Source organism: Phormidium sp. CCY1219, from assembly GCF_055795085.1.
Genome location: NZ_JAYFEQ010000641.1, coordinates 1 through 18824 on the forward strand (window position 1 = coordinate 1; position 18824 = coordinate 18824).

Here is an 18824-nt window from a genome sequence, read left to right on the forward strand (position 1 = left end):
AATCGAAGCCAAAGGACATGGTACGCGGCAAATGTGTCGCACGGATAAGTTTGGATTTCCCAAGCGCTACGTGCCGCTATTCAAGTTCGTTAAAGGCTTTCAAACCGGGGATGGGGAGAACTCCTCCCTACGCATAAATGACGAGGGTTTCCGTTCTCCCCTTTACCAACCCTAATTTCTGATGAAGAAAACGCCACCGCTTGTGTCGGTTGTGGCGCTCAACTGCTCCTCAAAGAGCGCTATCGACCGATTCGATTGTTGGGCCAGGGCGGATTTGCCCGCACCTTTGTAGCCCGCGATCGCGATCGCCTCAATACCCCCTGCGTTATCAAACAATTTTTACCCGCTTTTCACGGACAGGCCGCACTGCAAAAAGCCACCACATTATTCCAACAAGAAGCCTACCGTTTGTATCAGTTGGGAAAACATCCGCAAATCCTCGACTTAATGGCTTATTTCAAACGGGATAACTCCCTTTATTTAATCCAAGATTTTGTCAAAGGTCAGAATTTATTCCAAGAATTCCAACAACAAGGCGCATTTAGCGAAGAGAAAATTTGGGATCTATTAGGGCAATTGCTGCCGGTTCTACAGTTCATTCACGACGCTGCTGTTATCCACCGCGATATTAAACCCCACAATATTCTGCGCGATTTAGATGAAAAATTAGTGCTGATTGATTTCGGCGTTTCCAAACAGTTGACGGGAAGCACCTTGACTCAACGGGGAACCGTTACCGGCACCCCCGGATATGCCCCCCTCGAACAACTACGCGGGCAAGTTTATCCCGCCAGCGACCTTTACAGTTTGGGGGTCACTTGCATTCGCTTGCTCAGTGGATGCTTCCTCGCCGCCGATGGCACTGACGAACTTTATGACCCGTTAGAAGGAGTTTGGGTGTGGGAAAATAAGCTCGCTGAAGGAGGAAAAAAGCTCAGCGATCGCCTCCGTCATATTTTAAATTGCTTGTTGCAAGAACCCGTTAAATCTCGCTATCAATCCGCCGCCGAAGTATTGGAAGTGTTACGCGATCGCCCGCTGGTTTTCTCCTCAGAAAATGCCTCCCCCGCCGAATCTCTTCCCTTGGAAAGCGAGGTGGGGGCCGACTATCGCCGATTGCGGGATTATTTAGCGGCGGGGGAATGGCAAAAGGGCGATCGGGAAACCACCGCCATCATGTTACGGGTGGCGGATCGGGAAAATCCCGGCTGGTTCGATAAGAAAAGTTTAGAACAATTTCCCGCTACCGATTTAAAAACTATCGATAGATTGTGGCTGATTTATAGTAATGGCAAATTTGGCTTTAGCGTGCAAAAGCGAATTTGGAAAAGCATTCAACAGAAAAACTCGCTTGATACCACAGCCGTGAAACGGTTTGCAGAAAAAATCGGCTGGCGGGTGGAGAATCAATGGGTTTATTATCAGAATGTTTGGTTTTCTACCGATGCTCCAGACGGTCATTTACCCTTACATTTTACCGCCCGTTGGGGGTCGGGATTTCAGGTGTGTTGCGGTTGGGCGATCGATACCTTAAGCGCCTTGCTCGCCCGGGAAGAATTGGCAAACAAACCGTAGGGTGCGTCACCCCCGCCCCTGCATCTGCGGGACCATCAACCCATTCCCTGCGGGGGTGACGCACCGAGACTCAAGGAGGCGGAGCCTCAAGCGCGACGTTCCCAGGCGGGAGCCTGGGAACGAGTCATACCCACGGTGACGCACCGAGACTCAAGGAGGCGGAGCCTCAAGATTAACGTTCCCAGGCGGGAGCCTGGGAACGAGTCATAGGTGCGAGGCAAAGACATTTATGCCGCAACCAATTCTTTGTCGGCTGCTTGCGCCCATTGGGTGTAATCTAACAACAATTGTTGCATCAATCCTTGTTTCATTTTTAGCAGCACGCTGCCGAGTAAGTTATTTCCGGTGTTTTGTACCATCGATTTTGGCATCATGGTAAACGGGGGCGGGAGATAAATTTTTAATCCTAATTCCGCACCGCCTTGCAGATAGCTTTTTGCGCCACTGCTGACTGGCTGCATGGTGCCGCTTAAGTTCAATTGAAAGTGTTCGTTAATGGTTTCAATTCCGCGCAATTCACAGGCGACGGATTTTAAATGAATGGTGCCATCGGCATCGGCCCATATTTTCATGTCCACTGTAGGCTCTATCTTGAGCATAAAAAACTTCAATGGACGCATTCTCAGCCGATAGCAATCGTCGGTTAACTGTTGGATCCGACTGGAATCCCCGATCGCCTTGACAATTCGTTCCGGTTGGCGTAGGTAATGCTCGATCGCCACGGGCTGTTCGGGTACGGCAAGCTGAACCGATTGTTTTGCAACAAAATGATGGTACATAGGAGGATGCTCTATCGGGGGATGTGAAACAAAGTTGAGTAAACCTTACAGTAGTTTACAGTTCTTTGCAATATTTTCAGATTCACTGGATTATTATTTTAAGTTTTGTAAAGCGATATGACAACTGTATCGCCTCTTCGGGGGAAACGGGGAGTAAAGTCCCCGTCAGTCTTTACCGCATAGCGCGGGCGCGACCCCACGGGGGTATCACACCGTGGGGGTATTGGGTGAAAACACCTGCCCTCGGTGTCCCAAGGATACTTCGGTTTCCCCGGAGGCCCACTGGTGATAATCGGACAACAGGTGGTGCATCAATCGTTGCTTAATCGTCATTAGCACGCTTTTGAGCAACCCATTGCCGGTGGTTTCTAGGAGGGGTTTGGGAGTCATCCACAACGGTGGCGGGAGTTCTACTTCTACGGTTAAATCGGCTTTTCCTTTTAAATAGGTGACGCCATCCACTTCCACTGGGGAGAGTTTTCCGACTAAATCTAAGGAAAATCGGCGATCGATGTACTCCACTCCCCGAATTTCGCACCCCACCGAGACTAAGTTCACCGTTCCATCGGGTTTGGCCCATACTCGTAAATCTACGGTGGGCTGAAATTTCAGCATCAAAAATTCTTTCGGGCGCATTTTCAGTTTGTAGCGCTGTTTGCTCAGTTGTTCTATCCTATTGGGATCCACGAGGGCACTCACCAACCGTTGCGGTTGACGCAGATAGTGCTGAATCGGTACCGGTTCTTCTGGAACGGCGAGTTCTACGGATTGGGAGGCAAAAAATCGGGTCTGCATGAGGTAGGAACCAAATTCTACTTATCTGTCCATTATGTTAACAATTATTACAAGATTTAACAATTTGTAATAATTCGGGTCAGCCCTGTCAAACTGGCACCTTTGGCGGGGCAAGACGGTCAATGTCACCCAGGCGGGTGGGATTGGAGATTTAACTTTCTCATAATCCTACTGCATTCCTGAGAAAATTGAGAACAATCGTTTAAAAAATAAGCAATTCTCAATGGGGGTGAGAGATGCTATTGCGCTGTGGCGCGAGTTTTGCTTGGATCGGTGATGAGCGATCGCTCCCCTTTGTGCAGAACAAATACCACGAGGAATACTAACCATGACTGTCTCGATCGCATATTTGGGACCAGCCGGCACCAATACTGAAGCTGCTGCTCTCGCTTATATGAACTTGCTACAGCAACAGTCTGAGCAAAAATGCTTATTATGTCCTTATCCCAGTGTGGCTCAAACCATTCGCGCGGTGGCGAAAGGAGAGGTAAAACTGGCTATTGTCCCGGTGGAAAATTCCCTGGAAGGAAGCGTCCCCGTTACCCTGGATACCCTCTGGCAAGTCACCACGGTGCAAATTCAAAAAGCCTTAGTTTTGCCAATTTCTCATGCCCTGATTTCTACCGTTAAAACCCTGGAAGAAATTAAAACGGTTTATTCTCATCCCCAAGCTTTGGCGCAGTGTCAAGAGTGGATGGAACAGTATTTGGGAAACGTGCAATTGGTGCCGACGAATTCTACCACTGAGGCGGTGAATCAGTTGGAAAAAGATGAGTTGGCTGGGGCGATCGCCTCTCAACGCGCCGCCGAACTTTATCAAGTGCCAATTCTGGCTTTTCCCATTAACGATCGCCCGGAAAATTACACCAAATTTTGGGCGGTGAGTCTGGACAATTCTCCGGGCGGAAGTCATACGTCTCTCGGGTTTAGCGTCCCCGCAAATGTTCCCGGTGCCCTGGCAAAACCGTTACAATTAATGGCCACTCGCTCGATTAACTTAAGTCGCATCGAATCTCGCCCGACGAAGCGTTCTCTCGGCGAGTATCTGTTCTTTATCGATTTAGAATGCGACTGGCGCGATACTTCGGTGAAATCGGCTTTGCAAGAATTAAGCAGTTACACGGAAACGTTGAAAATTTTTGGCAGTTACGATGGAGTTACTGTGAAACCGGATTGAGGTGTTTTTTGTCAATTTTAGCGTTTTGTTGGGTTGATTTGGAGAACCCTGCTATGATGCCAAACTAATAAATTTGTTGGAATTTGGGTAAGAGAAACCGGGTCTCAGTATTTTATGGGGGTTTCAGGATAACATTTTGGGTAAAGAAATCTGGTTTATGATTGCGATTCGTTGCCCTTGGCGACGATGCAGGTTTCGTCGGTTTCTGGTTCAGAGTTTTGCTGCTGCGGGCAGAAGAGACAACCCCGGTTTGTCATTTAATGCATAAATCCGCTGTCTGGTTTGCTGTCTCCAAAACCGCAAAGCAGGATTTTTAAACACTTAGGCAAAATAATTTACAGGTTTTCGTTGAACTGGTTCCCAGACGAGTGTAGAGGCACCCTACTAGAACTACCGCCTCCCCCTCAATACATGTGCGGTGGAGGTACGCTTGCTTAATGTCACTCTCCTGCATGGGAGGAAAATCCATTGCTGGGAAAAATCACTCCATGCGAATCGAATCGGGGAATCTTAAATTTTCTGGAAAAAGCAGCGATCGCAGTGGATCTTGGCTTAAGATGCAAAAATATTCCCTGTAAGTCCCATTTATCGGCAGAAGGGGGGCAAAGAAAAAACCCGATCGAGGATGCGATCGGGTGTTTGGGGTGTGAGGAGTGAACATGTTTCTCTCAATTAAAAGAATAGGAACCCGATATGACGCTGGTTTGACTTTTCTGTGACAAAGATGTGTCATTTTCTCGAACCGGGAGAATTTTCCCGGAGAATGAGCATTTTTACAGGGTCAAACGGTGTAAATTCCGGGCGTTTTGATTGACTATCCCCCTTTTGCCCGCCCGAAACTTCCCCGATAAACACTCACCCCCGCGATCGCCGATGTTTTAACTGCGGCGATCGCGGGGGTTGGGGAGGGCGAGGGATAAAATGCTGAGGCGCATTTGTGATTATGCACAAATGTGGGTAGGGGCGATCGCTTCCCCCCTACGACCTCAATCTACAGAAAAATTCTCGGGTTTTCAATTTCCCAATCAATACCAATCGAAATGCAGTGAATTTTTAGGGTGCGATCGATTTCCCCTTTGCGGCAAATATTCGATGCCGATTTATTGAATTTAGCGAATACTAATGGGGTTGCTGCTGATAGGCTGTTCTCTGGAAATAGAAGCGCAAAAAGAAGCGATCGCATTCGAGAGTTGCCATTTCAGACTATATATATGGCGGCACATTTTCCCATAATAAAAAACATAGCACGTTTCGCCAGAATAGTCAAGGTTTTTGCAAGAAAAAAGGAGAAAATAGCAGGGTATGCATTGCCCCATGTCCTAAATTGAGCCAATTTGTAGGACTGACAATTTCCACTATTTACTAAATTTATATCGACTTGCAAGCCATTGCCTCAGTTCTAATATCAAGCGGATAAGAAACCGAATTGCTTTATTTAGAGGGAAGAAAACCGGGTTGTAACTGCGACTGAGGTATTGATTTTTTTAATGAAGCGGGTTGATTATTTTACTTTCCCCCCCTATCTGTAGGAGAGGTTAAAAAACAAAGATGAATGGATCGTTTCAAGGAATTCCGGGATTGCCAGATTTAACCCATCCGAATGAGTTGATAGAATTCGGTGGCCAAGTGCTGAAGATATCCGTCACGCTGGTTATGTTGGTGGTGGGGTTGGGAATTGCGATCGCGGTGTTAAATTGGTCTACCCAGGGCAGAGAAGAGGGGCGATCGCTGGTAGAAGCTGGATTGACTGGGTATTTGCGATCGCTGCAAATCCTACCGCATTTTGCCTTAGTGCTGACCTTGTTGGTGGGGGGATTTTTTTTATGTTCCACGTTAGCGAATCGGTATCATCACTGGGAGCAAGGGCGGATCCAGGAGGTGGCGGCAATTGTATCCGGCGATCGCCTAGAACAAGCCGCGCCGCAAATCCGCTATGTAGTAGAAGAAACCTACACCTACGATCGCTGGGTGGATGGGGAACCGGTGAAAGTGGAAGATACGCGAGAGGTGAATCGATATTTAGCGATCGCCGCCTCGCAAATTGACGTCACCCTCAACCAAGCCACCGATCCGAGTAATGAAAAAGCCATTTATCTCTCCGATTTCGAGGCGGAATATGAAGTCATCAATCGATTGAACGAGAAAGAAGACTTTTTCTTTGAATTCCGGCCCCCTTACGGCTATTCCCTGCTGCAAAATTTCCACATCGAGCGGGATGGAAGGCGCTTAGTACAGGTGAACCCGGGGGATTATGGCTTTCCCTTTTCCCTAGAAGCGGGAGAAGCCACCCGGTTTCGCGTCTGGTATCAAGCCCAAGGGGGACCGAGGTGGGTTTACGATGCGGGGGGCAAGTCGGTGTCAAAATTCCAGTTAACCGTGCTGGCGAATTTCGATCGGGCAGAGTTTGCCAGTGGTATCGTGCCCACGGAGCGCAAATTGGAAAGAGAGGGTACCCGGTTTAGTTGGGTTTTTGAGGAAAATGTGTCGGTGCGGAATCCGTTTGGGGTATTTACGGCAACGGATCCGGTGCGGAATACGGGGGTGTTGCCGCGTTTGCTGTTGTTAGCACCGGGAATATTTTTGTGGTGGATAATGCTGTTGTATTTATCCGTGCCGATGCGGTTATCAGATGTGGCGATCGCGGCAGGGATTTTCTTTGCTTGCTTGCTGAGTTTAACCTATTTTAGTCGCTTGATGGATGTGAAGCTCGCCTGGATGTTGGTGTTTCCGGTCTTGTTGGGATTGGTGTGGGGGTTGGGGAAAAACAGGCAAGCGGGGTTGGCGGTTTTGCTCAGCACGATCGCCGGGGCGGTTTTGCCGGTGTTGGGATTGATTGTCAGCTATAGCGGTTTTACCCTGTCTCTGGCGGCATTGCTGTCGGTGGCGTGGTTGGGGGTGCGCCACTGGTATGGGTGGAGGGTCATCCGGTAAAAGAGAGGGGAAGGGCAGGCACGGTTGGGTGCGCGGCCCGCTTGGCGATCGGCGAATTCTCCCACTGATGGGGTTGGGGGGGGTCACGCACCAAGCGCGTCATACCCAATCCGGCGGATAAGGGTGTGAAAGAGCTGGGGAGTGCTAGTGGCCCCGCTTTTCCATAGCTGTATCAGCCGGAGTCTGGGTTATGGGTTAATCTTCATTGAGGGTATCTTTGAGGACAGTGCGTGCCGCGAGATGAGAACGAGTGGAGGAGAGGATTTCGGCTTCTCTTTCCAGTCGCGTGGCGGTATCGAGCATTTCGAGGAGGGCTTGTTGTTCGGAGGCGACGCCATAAAGGTTGCTTGCCACCCAATAGGACAACTCGATGGGGAGGTCGGGGATGTCTTCGGGAAGTTCGATTTCGCGGTCCATCAATTTTGCCGAGAGACGGACTACATCGCGGAGGAGTTCGTCTACGTCAGAGGCGAGGGGTTGGAGGTTTTGATCTGTGGGTCGATCTTCGATCCATTCGACTAAGCCGACGAGATAGGGTTTTTCGCGGACGTATTCTAAGACGCGAAATCGCTGTTGTCCCAAGGTGAGCATTTTCAGGCGATCGTCGGGCAAGCGGACGTATTGAAGGATTTCGGCACAACAGCCGATGGAGGCGGGTTGGCCTTGCACGGGATCCCACATGAGTACCCCAAATCTGCGATCGCTCTCCAGAATGGTGTTCATCATCATTCGGTAGCGAAATTCGAAGATATGCAGGGGTAGGGGTCTGCCGGGAAAGAGTACGACTTCCGGCAATGGAAATAGGGGGAGTTCTCGAACTGCGAGTGAGGAGGACGATGGCATTTTCCCTCAGGTAAAACGGTAACTGCGCTTCTTTACTTACTGTAGCGGATTTTTTTCGCAGCCATCTTCGCATGAGGGTATTGACAAGGGCAGTTTTTTATGGTAATGGAGGGGGGGAGTCGGTCGGATTTTGGTCAGAGTTATAAGAAATATTAATATGTTTTTCGGTTTTTCTTGCCGGGAAAAGCCGGAGAACGCCAGGGGCAAAGATGCTCGTGGATGCAGTTTGAGGGATGAGTTGATATCGCTCCAGTGATGAATCCAGAGGACACAACACTGCACTGGGGTATCTTTTGCCTGCGGCTTTCCGGCTTGTTCGGGATTGGTGGGGTTTCCGGGGAATGAGGGGGGAACCCAATGGGGTTGCTTAGAGTTTGACCTCGATATCCACCCCCGCCGGCAGGTCGAGTTTCATCAGGGCATCAATGGTTTTGGAGGAGGGTTGGTAAATGTCGATAATCCGGCGGTGGGTGCGGGTTTCAAAGTGTTCGCGAGAATCTTTATCCACGTGGGGAGAGCGCAGAACGCAGTAGATCCGGCGCTTGGTGGGTAAGGGAATCGGACCGATCGCTGTGGCGTTGGTGCGATTGGCGGTATCGACAATTTTTTCGCAGGAGGTGTCTAGGAGGGAGCGATCGAAGGCTTTGAGACGAATGCGAATTTTTTGCTGCTGCAGAGTTGCCATTGGATGTTTAGTTTTCTAGGTACAGTTTTGCAGTGGTGATTTGTCGGGGGTCAGGCGAGAGGGGTTAAGGATGAGCCATCCAGAACTTCGAGACCCGGGACAAATGAGTGGTTAGAGAGACAACAGGAGCAGAAAAGCAGGGTAATAAAAGGTTGCTTTTCTGCTCCCGAGTTAGAGCGATGTTGCCCGAGAGGCTAACGCGGTGCGGATGCTACTTGAGGATTTTGGAGACCACACCAGCGCCCACGGTGCGACCGCCTTCGCGGATAGCGAACCGCATTCCTTGTTCGATGGCGATCGGGTTGATCAGCTCAACGGTCATTTTGATCCGGTCTCCGGGCATGACCATTTCTGCGTCGCTGCCATCGTCAGCGGTGAAAGCGTTGATGGTGCCGGTCACGTCGGTGGTTCGCACGTAGAACTGAGGACGATAGCCGGGGAAGAAGGGAGTATGGCGTCCGCCTTCTTCTTTTTTGAGGATGTACACCTCAGATTCAAACTGGGTGTGAGGGGTAATCGAACCGGGTTTGGCAATTACCATTCCGCGCTCGACGTCATCCTTTTTCAGACCGCGAAGCAGCACGCCGACGTTATCGCCAGCCATCCCTTCGTCCAGGGTTTTTTGGAACATTTCCACACCGGTCACGGTGGTGCTGCGGGTGTCTTTGATGCCCACCAGTTCGACGGTTTCGCCCACTTTGACCTTGCCGCGCTCGATCCGGCCCGTGGCCACAGTACCCCGACCGGAAATCGAGAACACGTCTTCAACGGCCATCAGGAAGGGTTTATCCACAGCCCGTTCGGGAGTGGGGATGTAGGCATCCACCTCATCCATCAGTTGATAGATTTTATCCACCCACTCATTGTCACCCTTGGAGATATTCGGGTTAGAGGTGAGGGCTTCGAGGGCGTTGAGAGCCGAACCGGAAACGATGGGGATATCGTCGCCCGGGAAATCGTATTCGGTCAGCAATTCGCGAACTTCGAGTTCTACGAGTTCTAAGAGTTCTTCATCGTCCACTTGGTCTTGCTTGTTCAAGAAGACAACGATATTGGGAACCCCGACCTGCTTGGCCAGCAGGAGGTGTTCGCGGGTTTGGGGCATCGGACCGTCTGCCGCAGAGACCACCAGGATTGCGCCATCCATCTGAGCTGCCCCAGTAATCATGTTTTTCACGTAGTCAGCGTGACCGGGGCAATCCACGTGGGCGTAGTGACGATCGGCGGTTTGATACTCAACGTGAGCCGTGTTGATGGTAATCCCCCGTGCTTTTTCTTCGGGAGCCGCATCGATTTCTTCGTATTTTTTCGCTGTGGCGTTTCCACCAGCGGCGAGGGTCAGCGTAATTGCTGCAGTTAACGTGGTCTTGCCGTGGTCAACGTGACCAATCGTACCGATGTTGACGTGGGGTTTATTCCGTTCGAACTTTGCGCGTGCCATGTACTTTTTGTTCCTTTTTCCGTTGTCAGTTGTCAGTTGTCAGTTGTCAGTTGTCAGCGATCGGGTGCTACTGACCACTGACAACTTTTGTCTGACTAATAATTATGCGTTCCCTTTGCTTTTGGCAATAATGGGTTCAGCCACGTTGCGAGGTACCTCTTCGTAGTGGCTGAACTCCATCGAAAAGATCCCTCGGCCTTGGGTCTTCGACCGGATATCCGTGGCGTAGCCAAACATTTCTGCCAATGGAACATGAGCAGTGACTTTGGCAATTCCTTCTTCAGAGTCCATGCCTTCGATTTGCCCACGGCGGGAATTGAGGTCGCCCATAATGTCTCCGAGGAAGTTCTCGGGTACTTCTACCTCAACTTTCATCATCGGTTCTAACAGAACCGGTGAGGCTTTCATCACTCCTTCTTTCATGGCCATCGATCCGGCGATCTTAAAGGCCATTTCAGAGGAGTCAACGTCATGGTAGGAACCATCTACCAATGTTACCTTGACATCGATCAGCGGGTACCCAGCCAAAATGCCGGATTCGCAGGCTTCTCTCATGCCTTCCTCGGCGGAAGGAATGTATTCTTTGGGCACTGCCCCACCGACGATTTTGGAGACGAACTCAAAGCCGGTGCCTGACTCTGCAGGTTCGAGTTCGATGACGACGTGGCCGTACTGACCTTTACCGCCACTTTGACGGATGAATTTCCCTTCACACTGAATCGTTTTGCGAATCGTTTCGCGGTAAGCCACTTGGGGCGCACCCACGTTGGCTTCCACCTTAAACTCCCGCAACATGCGATCGACGAGAATTTCCAGGTGCAGTTCGCCCATGCCGGCAATCACGGTTTGATTGGTTTCTGGATCGAGACTGACCCGGAAGGTGGGGTCTTCCTGTGCCAGGGATTGCAGAGCTTTGGAGAGCTTCTCCATGTCCTGCTTGGTCTTGGGTTCCACGGCTACGGAGATCACCGGTTCGGGGATATAGAGGGACTCGAGAATCACGGGATCGTCGCCATCGCAGATCGTATCTCCGGTGAAGGTGTCTTTCAGCCCGATCGCCGCCCCGAGATCTCCGGCTCGCAGTTCATCTACTTCAATCCGTTCGTCTGCTTTAAGAACGATCAAGCGCGAAATTCGTTCTTTCTTGTCCTTGGTGGAATTATAGACATAGCTGCCTTTCTTCACGATGCCGGAGTAGACCCGCAAGAAGGTCAAACGACCGTAGGGATCCGACATGATTTTAAAGGCCAGGGCAGACATCGGTCCGTCGTCATCGGCTTTGCGAACTGTGGGTTCGCCGTTTTCCAGAGTACCCTGAATTGGCGGCACTTCAATCGGTGCGGGCAGATAATCCACTACGGCATCTAACAACAGCTGTACGCCTTTGTTTTTGAATGCAGAACCGCACAACAGCGGCACGATTTTGCCCTCCAGGGTGCCTTGACGCAGAGCGCTGAGGATTTCCTCTTCGCTGAATTCTTCACCTTCTAAGTATTTTTCGGTGAGTTCGTCACTGGTTTCCGCTACGGACTCGATCAGCTTGCTGCGATACTCTAGGGCCAATTCCATCATGTCTTCAGGAATTTCTGTATCCTGCATGTCGGTGCCCAGGTCGTTGGTGAAGAGGCGTGCTTGCATTTTCACCAAATCCACCAGTCCAGTGAAGTTGTCTTCACTGCCAATCGGAAGCTGGATGGGGACGGCGTTCGCCCGCAGGCGATCGCGTAGCTGGTTGTAAACCTTGTAGAAGTTCGCCCCGGTTCGATCCATCTTGTTCACGAAGGCGAGGCGCGGTACCCTATAGCGATCGGCTTGCCGCCACACGGTTTCTGATTGCGGCTGAACCCCACCCACAGAACAGAACACCGCAATCACTCCATCCAGGACGCGCATGGAACGTTCCACTTCAATGGTGAAGTCTACGTGACCCGGGGTATCGATAATGTTAATCTGGTGTTCTCTCCAGTTGGTACTGATAGCAGCGGCTGTAATGGTAATGCCCCGCTCTCTTTCTTGACTCATCCAATCGGTGACGGTATTTCCTTCGTGAACCTCACCGAGTTTGTGTACCACCCCGGAGTAAAACAGAATCCGTTCTGTGGTTGTGGTTTTACCCGCATCAATGTGGGCTGCGATTCCGATATTTCGCACTTTTTTAAGCGGGACAGTACGTGCCACAGCTACCTCCTTTTGTTTTGCAGCAAGTCGTGCGTGCTTTTTACAGCGAGTGATGTGTTTCCGCCGATCCCAAGGGATACCAGGGCGATCGACTTCTTTGGTAAAGGTTATCTCTGGCTAATTCCAGACACCTGCTTCGGATTTCCTAGCTCCCACAACCGCTTGAGTCTCGCGAACTCGAGAACACACCATTCCTGATAGGTCGTGGTTTGCACTCAGCCCCTTCTCGACTTGCGGAAGGATGTTGACTGCTTCGCTCTAGGCTTTTTAACGTCCTAGCAAGCTGTTGAAGCCACCCATTTCCTAGGACAATCCACATGAATCGGCCTGCCCAGGGGCAGACGGCTGTGGACTGCTGCTTCTCCGTTACATTTTAATATTTTTTGCAAAACTTGTTTACATTTTACACCCGTTTCTCAAAAGAAACGGGTTGTCCTACGAATTAGTACCGATAGTGGGCAAATGCCTTATTGGCTTCTGCCATCCGGTGGGTTTCTTCGCGCTTGCGAATTGCACTGCCGGTTTCGTTGGCTGCATCCATCAGTTCATTCGCAAGTTTCACCGCCATCGTGCGACCGGATCTGGCTCTACAATACTGGATAATCCACCGCAGTGCCAGAGCCGTTCCGCGATCGGAGCGGACTTCCATCGGCACCTGATAGGTTGCACCACCCACCCGGCGTCCTTTCACTTCCACTAAAGGCGTAACGTTTCTAACTGCTTGTTCGAACAATTCCAGAGGTTCGGCTCCAGTCCTTTCCTCAATTGTTTTCATGGCGTCATAGACAATGCGGGAGGCTAGGGATTTTTTGCCACTCTCCATTACGCGCCGCACCATCATGCTAACCAGGCGGCTATTATAAACTGGATCCGGAGGAATTGGACGTTTTTGACTACCACTGCGACGAGACATAGTAAATTTTCACCGAAACTATTGTGGAATTCTTGTTCAAATAATATCGTCAATTGACCCCCTACCCAAACTTTTTGCACCAGAAGCACTGGCCTTCTTGTCTGAGTAGAAGGCTCGACAATTTCTTTAGCTCCCCGTTCAGGGTGACGGCTCTTGCTACAGCTCGGTCACTTCCCGATCCTGTCCAAGGAGCGTTTGGGTTGCACTGGCTCACTGCCAACAGCCCTTTTCAGGCCGTTTTTGGCGATCGCCATTGGCTCTAGGAGTGCAAACCCCTGGCTGCTTGTGCTTTTCACCCGCGCGAGCCGTTTTTGCGATCGCATCTAGGCTTTCCACCTCGATCGCTCGCCTTTTTCTCGATGAACTCAGCTTTTCTTCGCTGCCTGTCTGCTGCTTGGGAATTTCTTCCCCTTTTGCAGCTCGGCTTTTCACGGTATGTCGATCGCGCCCAAGTCGTTCGCCCCTTTGAGGTCATCATACTCGATCGCATCGAGCGGCTGAATTAAACCGGGTCTCCCCTGGCTAACAGCGATCGCTTTTCTACCCGCTGTCTTCTCAAGACCCCTTCACTTGGCTGACTCTTTTCCGAGCCGAGCGGCTCGGATGAAGCTGCAGAATTCTCCTCTGCTTACCTTCCCAGATTCCAGCGCGATCGTCACCCACACTGCGTTAAGTCCGATTTTGAACTCACCAGTCCATCGCGGCGATTTTTACCTTGGAGGTATTGTACCGATTTGCGCATTAACAGCGCTCATCCGTTTGGATGAAATCCTGGTACATCGAAACCCTGCAAAGATTGATTCGGACAGTCGCCTCTGTTTCCGCCTGCTGCGAAATCCACTGCAATAATCCGGCGGATTTTCGCCACCTTGTTTGGCGGTAAGCGGTCATTGCCACTCTAGGCGTCGGGGGTGTTTTTTTCACATGAACCCTTCGGGTCGGAATTCTACTGAAAAACGAATCTACTCCCTTATCCTGTCTCTATCTCCTTGCTTCGCTTCTCCTCTTATTTAGCAATTGAGTCGTTATTTAGGACGCTTCGCCCCATATTTAGAACGACCTTGACGGCGATCCTTCACCCCCGCCGTGTCTAAGGTACCGCGAATGATGTGGTAACGAACGCCAGGTAAATCCTTCACCCGACCTCCCCGGATCATCACCACGGAGTGTTCTTGTAGGTTATGACCGATTCCCGGGATGTAGGCTGTCACTTCAAATCCAGAAGTCAAGCGAACCCGCGCTACTTTTCTCAGAGCTGAGTTTGGCTTTTTCGGCGTTGTGGTATAAACTCTCGTGCAAACTCCACGACGCTGAGGACAACTCTTTAGAGCTGGCGACTTGGTTTTCTTCTTGATTTTATGGCGTTCACTACGGATGAGTTGCTGAATAGTGGGCATGAGTTACAGGGTATCCAAGTTTTTGTGTGGGCAACTTTACAACAATCTATAACTATATCGGATCGGCAGGGGTTGTGTCAATTTTTTTGGTAAAAAAAGACAAAGCGCCGACGCTTTGGGCTGAGGCAGGGGCGATCGCATCGCTGCTAGAGTGCCCCTAGACAACCTCGGCTAGACATGGGAGGCATGGGAGGAAGCATCTTCGCGGTAGAAGGAGTTTCCACAACTACAGGTCTCGGTGGCATTGGGGTTATGAAAGCGGAACCCGCCCCCCATCAAATCCTCAGAATAATCTAAGCTCAGATCGCTTAGGTACTCCAAGTTTTGCCGTTCGATCGCCACTTTAATCCCATTGCACTCGTAAATCACATCCTCCGGTTTTGAGTCGGCGTCAAACTCCATCGTGTAGTACAACCCAGAACAGCCGCCGGTCTGAACCCCCAACCTTAACAATAAACCCTCTGGGTTTTCCCGTTTGTGCTTGAGACGGTTGACTTCGACAGATGCAGCTTGGCTCAGAGTAATCATGGTCTTTTGGCTGTGGCTGACTCAGCTCGCACGGCGATCGCTATTCTATCGCGTTATCGCCCTAAAGGAGTGCCCTCCCCTAAAAAATAACAACCGATTGGCTTCCCCATTGAGACGCCAACCCTGAACCCGCAATACGCGCCATCAAGCTTCCCAGCAAAAATCGCCCCCAGATGTGCCTGTGGAGGCGATCTAGATTCTTTTCGCAATTGTTGCTACGTATAGGGCGCTTTGCCTGCAATCCCAAAGCTTGCTTGACTTTGCTAAACCCTAGGGTTTATTTTTTTGCCCGGGCATAGTCGTCTTGAAAGCGCACGATATCATTTTCGCCCAAATATTCTCCATTTTGAACTTCAATCAAAATCAGGGGAATCACGCCGGGATTTTCCAGACGATGATTCGTACACTGGGGCACGTAAGTAGACTGATTGCTCGTCAGCATTTCTTCGCGATCGCCGCAAACCACTTTTGCCGTTCCCGCCACCACGATCCAATGCTCGCTGCGGTGGTGGTGCATTTGCAAGCTGAGGCGGTGTCCCGGTTTGACTTCAATCCGCTTAATCTTATAGCCTTTTGCATCTTCGAGCACCGTGAAAGAACCCCAAGGACGTAATTCTGTAGAGGCAACGGTGGGTAATTCTGGCGTTTCAGTTGTGGCAGAAACTGGCAGAACTTCTTGAGGATTAGCCATAACTTTATCTCCGTAAACTTACATGAATGCTCCTCCACCTGCTACGCGAGGTGGTAGTGTCTTGATGAGAAGGGCTTATCCCTCCCACAGGCGGCATTCTCGCCACTGGTCAATCTTTTATCGGCAAAGCCCCTCGGGGGTTTTCCCGGCTAAAATTTTTGAAAAGTGTTCTCTACCCTATTTTTGATCGCTGTATCCGGATGATTTCCCCCCTAACCATCTCGGTTTTGGGTGAAGATAGGTTGCCGAAAACTGCACCGGGGAGAGGGATAGTTCGAGAAAATTGGCAAAATTCGGCAATATCTCTTACTAACCCCTACGATAACAGGGGATTTCACCCCCGTCATCTCTCAACTGACGGATGCAAGGCATCTATACCAACTCTTTACTTCATAACCGAGTGCTTTAAACAAACTTTAAAGTTTGCCCGCATCTGCAGCAGGATCCTCGATAAAAATTCCCAGGCCATTGTGAACCCGGGGGACGATCCGAGGCGGATGTTCTAAGAGTTGACCGCCGAGGTAAAGGGTGGTGGAACCACCGCCATCCAAATTGAGGGCGTCAATTGCGCCGAGTTGTTCCATGATGCTTGCCATTTCGGTCAATGTGGGTCCGGGACCATCGATGCGGTTGTGAACCGTAGCTATGACCAGGGTTCCCCGTTCGGTCTTGCCGATCGCGCTGCGGCTGGCTTTTCCTCGGGAAAAGTTCTCGTTAAATTGCTCCCCTGTAGCGTCCAAGACCATTAGTCCATGTCGCAATAACACCGGTCCTGCACCTAAAATATGGGGATACACGCTCAGATATCTCGGATCTGTGGCCCATTCGACGCGCAGGGAAGAGCCTACCTCCAGTTTGCTAGCAGCAGATTGAAAGGCTCTGAGGGTTAACAGATAACCACTTTCAGGAATCTCAAAGGAGTTTTCACCGGCCATACCCCCAGACAAATGCTCGGTGACTTGTCCTCTTTCCACCACCACCACGATCTCGTTATCGATGAGGGGAGTGTAGCTCGACCCCCAATCTGGGGTGTAGCGAGAAATCCCGGCTTTCACGTAGCCGCTGTTGAGAAACTGCACCGGGAGACGTTCGCCGGTGTGGGTGATGACGGTTTCGACTAAACTCAACCGGGCGATCGCAAAACTGCCGACATCATTCCAAGCGATCGCCCCTCGGTCCAGAATCGGACTGGAAAACCACCAGCCATCTCGCCGAATCGCCCCCAACGGTAACTGATTGTTCCGATTAAAAAATCCGCCGTTAATCGCCACTGCTGCACCCGATGTTGTGGCAATTTCACTCAGGGGGGCAATTCCGTCGTTTGGGGAACTGACACTGATGGGTCGCAGGCTGATTCCTTGTTGGGTGGGATTGACTTCTAACCACACCACCGAAAAGCGATCGCTGCCCACTTCTATCCCTTGCTGTCGCCACCGGACTCCGGGAGCCCACGCAATATCTCGCTCTGGGATTTGATTCGATTGCAGGTCGATGGTTAATGCATAGCGGTCCTCGTGAGTCCACAGGCGGGGACGCCAAGAGAGCGGGATTTCAAATCTTACCGTGGTGCCTTCGCCCGGGTTCCCTTCAGTGGTCGCTGATTGGCAATTCTCGACAGTGAACCTGCCCCCACACTGGCCGTCGGTACAGTTAAGATCTTTGCTAGGGTTTCGAGAGTCTCTTTTCGCCCCGAAGAGGGTACAGAGCTGTTCTGAGGCGATCGCATCTAAGCGAATCGTCAATTGTTGCATCGGTTGGGTTGGTTCTGGGGTTTCGCCCACCACCCCATCGGGATTTGGGTCTTCTTGTGACGATGTGTCGATGCGAGTGGCGCTGACGCCGAATGCTGTGGGGCGATCGAGTTCGATAACCACTTTGGATCCCGCTTCGGGTTGATGTCGAATGCTTTGCACTCGAGCCGGTGGCGAGACAATGTTGAGGGTTTCTCCTTCTACGGTTATCTGCCATCCATGAATATCGGCTAACGGGGTAATATCGAGATAGCGCAACGGTCCGCGTCGGTGCGCGGGTAAAACGATCGGGTCTAATTTCGGATCGGAAAACCATCGCACGGGCTGGATGCTCGGGGAGTCGGTATTTAACAATTCGACGCCCATCTGTTCCATCAGATCCACATCGGCAATCCCTGTGAACCGGATCTTTTGCTCGCCATTGATTTGCCACTGCGTCCAATTCATGGCTAGGGGGCGATCGTTCCACATCACCCGGGTGCCCGATTGAATGGTATCGGCAGATGTGGATGATAGCTCGATATCCCTAGCATCAGAGGATTCCCAAAGTTTCGCTTCGGGTTGGGCGGCGGGTGAACCCACCGTCTGGGCGTTCAGTGGCCCTATGCTCCAGAGGACGACCAGGGGAATGCTTACCGCCGCTAACCACTGCAATTTTAACCATTCGAGCAGTTTCACTGTCAGTTTGCAACGCTCTAAGGATTGCTGATTTTTTAGGTGAGAATTGATTGACATTCTTCCCATTTTTGAGTTATAATTTAAAAACTTTATTTGTTTGGGGGAAAATACCGGCATTTCAGCCCAATCTCCGGAGGGTTTCAATCAATTGAACTCTGGGCGGTCAAGCCCTACTGCTCTGCTTGGTTTTACTGCATGACGAGCCAAGGGGCGGGTTCCCTTCTAAATATCAAGATATCTTGATGGGGGCGAAACAGACAGATCGATAATTCAACAATACTCAGACGCAGGCGATACAATAAGGGATTAGCCCGTCCGCGAGGGTTCAGCATAGAAAAAACTTAGATTGGCGCTGAGAGTTCCTCTTTCGTGCCGGGGGAGATTGTTACCGAGAATCGGCGTAAAGCCCCCGGATTTATCCGTGGGGATATAAGCCGAGCGACTGACCCACGGTTCCCCCAC

15 protein-coding genes are annotated in these 18824 nt (G+C 50.9%); 3 read left to right on the plus strand and 12 right to left on the minus strand.

Going from position 1 to position 18824, the window contains the following annotated elements:
• Positions 1-249 precede the first annotated feature (249 nt).
• A complete protein-coding gene (locus tag AC0QH1_RS18340; RefSeq protein WP_473154734.1) occupies positions 250-1575 on the plus strand; it encodes a GUN4 domain-containing protein in 1326 nt (441 codons plus the stop codon).
• A 227-nt stretch (positions 1576-1802) separates the two neighbouring features.
• Here AC0QH1_RS18340 and AC0QH1_RS18345 read toward each other — a convergent pair whose 3' ends face one another.
• Both AC0QH1_RS18345 and AC0QH1_RS18350 read right to left on the minus strand, forming a co-directional pair.
• Entirely contained in the window at positions 1803-2354 is a 552-nt protein-coding gene (locus AC0QH1_RS18345; RefSeq protein WP_324632704.1) for a DUF1997 domain-containing protein, read from the minus strand.
• A gap of 207 nt (positions 2355-2561) precedes the next feature.
• Positions 2562-3149, minus strand: a complete 588-nt coding sequence (locus AC0QH1_RS18350; RefSeq protein WP_324632705.1) for a DUF1997 domain-containing protein — start codon at positions 3147-3149, stop codon at positions 2562-2564.
• A 328-nt stretch (positions 3150-3477) separates the two neighbouring features.
• Here AC0QH1_RS18350 and pheA point away from each other — a divergent pair, with 328 nt between their 5' ends.
• Positions 3478-4326 carry a prephenate dehydratase gene (pheA, locus tag AC0QH1_RS18355; protein WP_324632706.1) on the plus strand — a complete coding sequence of 283 codons (849 nt, stop codon included), beginning with the start codon at positions 3478-3480 and terminating at the stop codon, positions 4324-4326.
• A gap of 1548 nt (positions 4327-5874) precedes the next feature.
• On the plus strand, positions 5875-7257 hold the full coding sequence (locus AC0QH1_RS18360; RefSeq protein WP_324632707.1) for a hypothetical protein: 1383 nt from the start codon (positions 5875-5877) through the stop codon (positions 7255-7257).
• Between the two features lie 195 nt (positions 7258-7452).
• On the opposite strand, the gene AC0QH1_RS18365 is transcribed toward AC0QH1_RS18360, so the two are convergent.
• The 10 genes from AC0QH1_RS18365 to AC0QH1_RS18410 form a co-directional block, all read right to left on the minus strand.
• Positions 7453-8100 (minus strand): LON peptidase substrate-binding domain-containing protein, encoded by a 648-nt coding sequence (locus tag AC0QH1_RS18365; RefSeq protein WP_324632708.1) that lies wholly within the window; start codon positions 8098-8100, stop codon positions 7453-7455.
• A 367-nt stretch (positions 8101-8467) separates the two neighbouring features.
• Positions 8468-8785, minus strand: coding sequence for a 30S ribosomal protein S10 (rpsJ, locus tag AC0QH1_RS18370; protein WP_442957332.1), 318 nt, complete (start codon positions 8783-8785; stop codon positions 8468-8470).
• A 211-nt stretch (positions 8786-8996) separates the two neighbouring features.
• Positions 8997-10226: an elongation factor Tu gene (gene tuf, locus AC0QH1_RS18375; RefSeq protein ID WP_324632710.1), complete on the minus strand. Its 1230-nt coding sequence runs from the start codon at positions 10224-10226 to the stop codon at positions 8997-8999.
• A 102-nt stretch (positions 10227-10328) separates the two neighbouring features.
• Complete coding sequence (gene fusA / locus AC0QH1_RS18380) at positions 10329-12404, minus strand: elongation factor G (protein WP_324632711.1); 2076 nt, start codon at positions 12402-12404, stop codon at positions 10329-10331.
• 442 nt (positions 12405-12846) lie between these two features.
• Positions 12847-13317: a 30S ribosomal protein S7 gene (gene rpsG, locus AC0QH1_RS18385; RefSeq protein WP_324632712.1), complete on the minus strand. Its 471-nt coding sequence runs from the start codon at positions 13315-13317 to the stop codon at positions 12847-12849.
• A gap of 210 nt (positions 13318-13527) precedes the next feature.
• The gene (locus tag AC0QH1_RS18390) at positions 13528-13749 is read right to left on the minus strand and encodes a hypothetical protein (protein ID WP_324632713.1); all 222 of its coding nucleotides are present in this window, start codon (positions 13747-13749) and stop codon (positions 13528-13530) included.
• 593 nt (positions 13750-14342) lie between these two features.
• Positions 14343-14714 carry a 30S ribosomal protein S12 gene (gene rpsL, locus AC0QH1_RS18395; protein ID WP_324632714.1) on the minus strand — a complete coding sequence of 124 codons (372 nt, stop codon included), beginning with the start codon at positions 14712-14714 and terminating at the stop codon, positions 14343-14345.
• A 171-nt stretch (positions 14715-14885) separates the two neighbouring features.
• Complete coding sequence (locus AC0QH1_RS18400; RefSeq protein ID WP_324632715.1) at positions 14886-15242, minus strand: HesB/IscA family protein; 357 nt, start codon at positions 15240-15242, stop codon at positions 14886-14888.
• Positions 15243-15519: 277 nt separating this feature from the next.
• On the minus strand, positions 15520-15933 hold the full coding sequence (locus tag AC0QH1_RS18405) for a phosphomannose isomerase type II C-terminal cupin domain (protein ID WP_324632716.1): 414 nt from the start codon (positions 15931-15933) through the stop codon (positions 15520-15522).
• Between the two features lie 416 nt (positions 15934-16349).
• Positions 16350-18419 (minus strand): phosphodiester glycosidase family protein, encoded by a 2070-nt coding sequence (locus AC0QH1_RS18410; protein WP_324632717.1) that lies wholly within the window; start codon positions 18417-18419, stop codon positions 16350-16352.
• Between the last annotated feature and the right edge of the window lie 405 nt (positions 18420-18824).

Bases quoted from the DNA above. Each gene is read 5' to 3' on its own strand.
- rpsJ (WP_442957332.1), bottom strand. From the start codon at position 8,785: ATGGCAACTCTGCAGCAGCAAAAAATTCGCATTCGTCTCAAAGCCTTC.
- rpsL (WP_324632714.1), bottom strand. From the start codon at position 14,714: ATGCCCACTATTCAGCAACTCATCCGTAGTGAACGCCATAAAATCAAG.
- AC0QH1_RS18410 (WP_324632717.1), bottom strand. From the start codon at position 18,419: ATGTCAATCAATTCTCACCTAAAAAATCAGCAATCCTTAGAGCGTTGC.
- pheA (WP_324632706.1), top strand. From the start codon at position 3,478: ATGACTGTCTCGATCGCATATTTGGGACCAGCCGGCACCAATACTGAA.
- rpsG (WP_324632712.1), bottom strand. From the start codon at position 13,317: ATGTCTCGTCGCAGTGGTAGTCAAAAACGTCCAATTCCTCCGGATCCA.
- AC0QH1_RS18360 (WP_324632707.1), top strand. From the start codon at position 5,875: ATGAATGGATCGTTTCAAGGAATTCCGGGATTGCCAGATTTAACCCAT.
- AC0QH1_RS18350 (WP_324632705.1), bottom strand. From the start codon at position 3,149: ATGCAGACCCGATTTTTTGCCTCCCAATCCGTAGAACTCGCCGTTCCA.
- tuf (WP_324632710.1), bottom strand. From the start codon at position 10,226: ATGGCACGCGCAAAGTTCGAACGGAATAAACCCCACGTCAACATCGGT.
- AC0QH1_RS18365 (WP_324632708.1), bottom strand. From the start codon at position 8,100: ATGCCATCGTCCTCCTCACTCGCAGTTCGAGAACTCCCCCTATTTCCA.
- AC0QH1_RS18400 (WP_324632715.1), bottom strand. From the start codon at position 15,242: ATGATTACTCTGAGCCAAGCTGCATCTGTCGAAGTCAACCGTCTCAAG.
- AC0QH1_RS18345 (WP_324632704.1), bottom strand. From the start codon at position 2,354: ATGTACCATCATTTTGTTGCAAAACAATCGGTTCAGCTTGCCGTACCC.
- AC0QH1_RS18405 (WP_324632716.1), bottom strand. From the start codon at position 15,933: ATGGCTAATCCTCAAGAAGTTCTGCCAGTTTCTGCCACAACTGAAACG.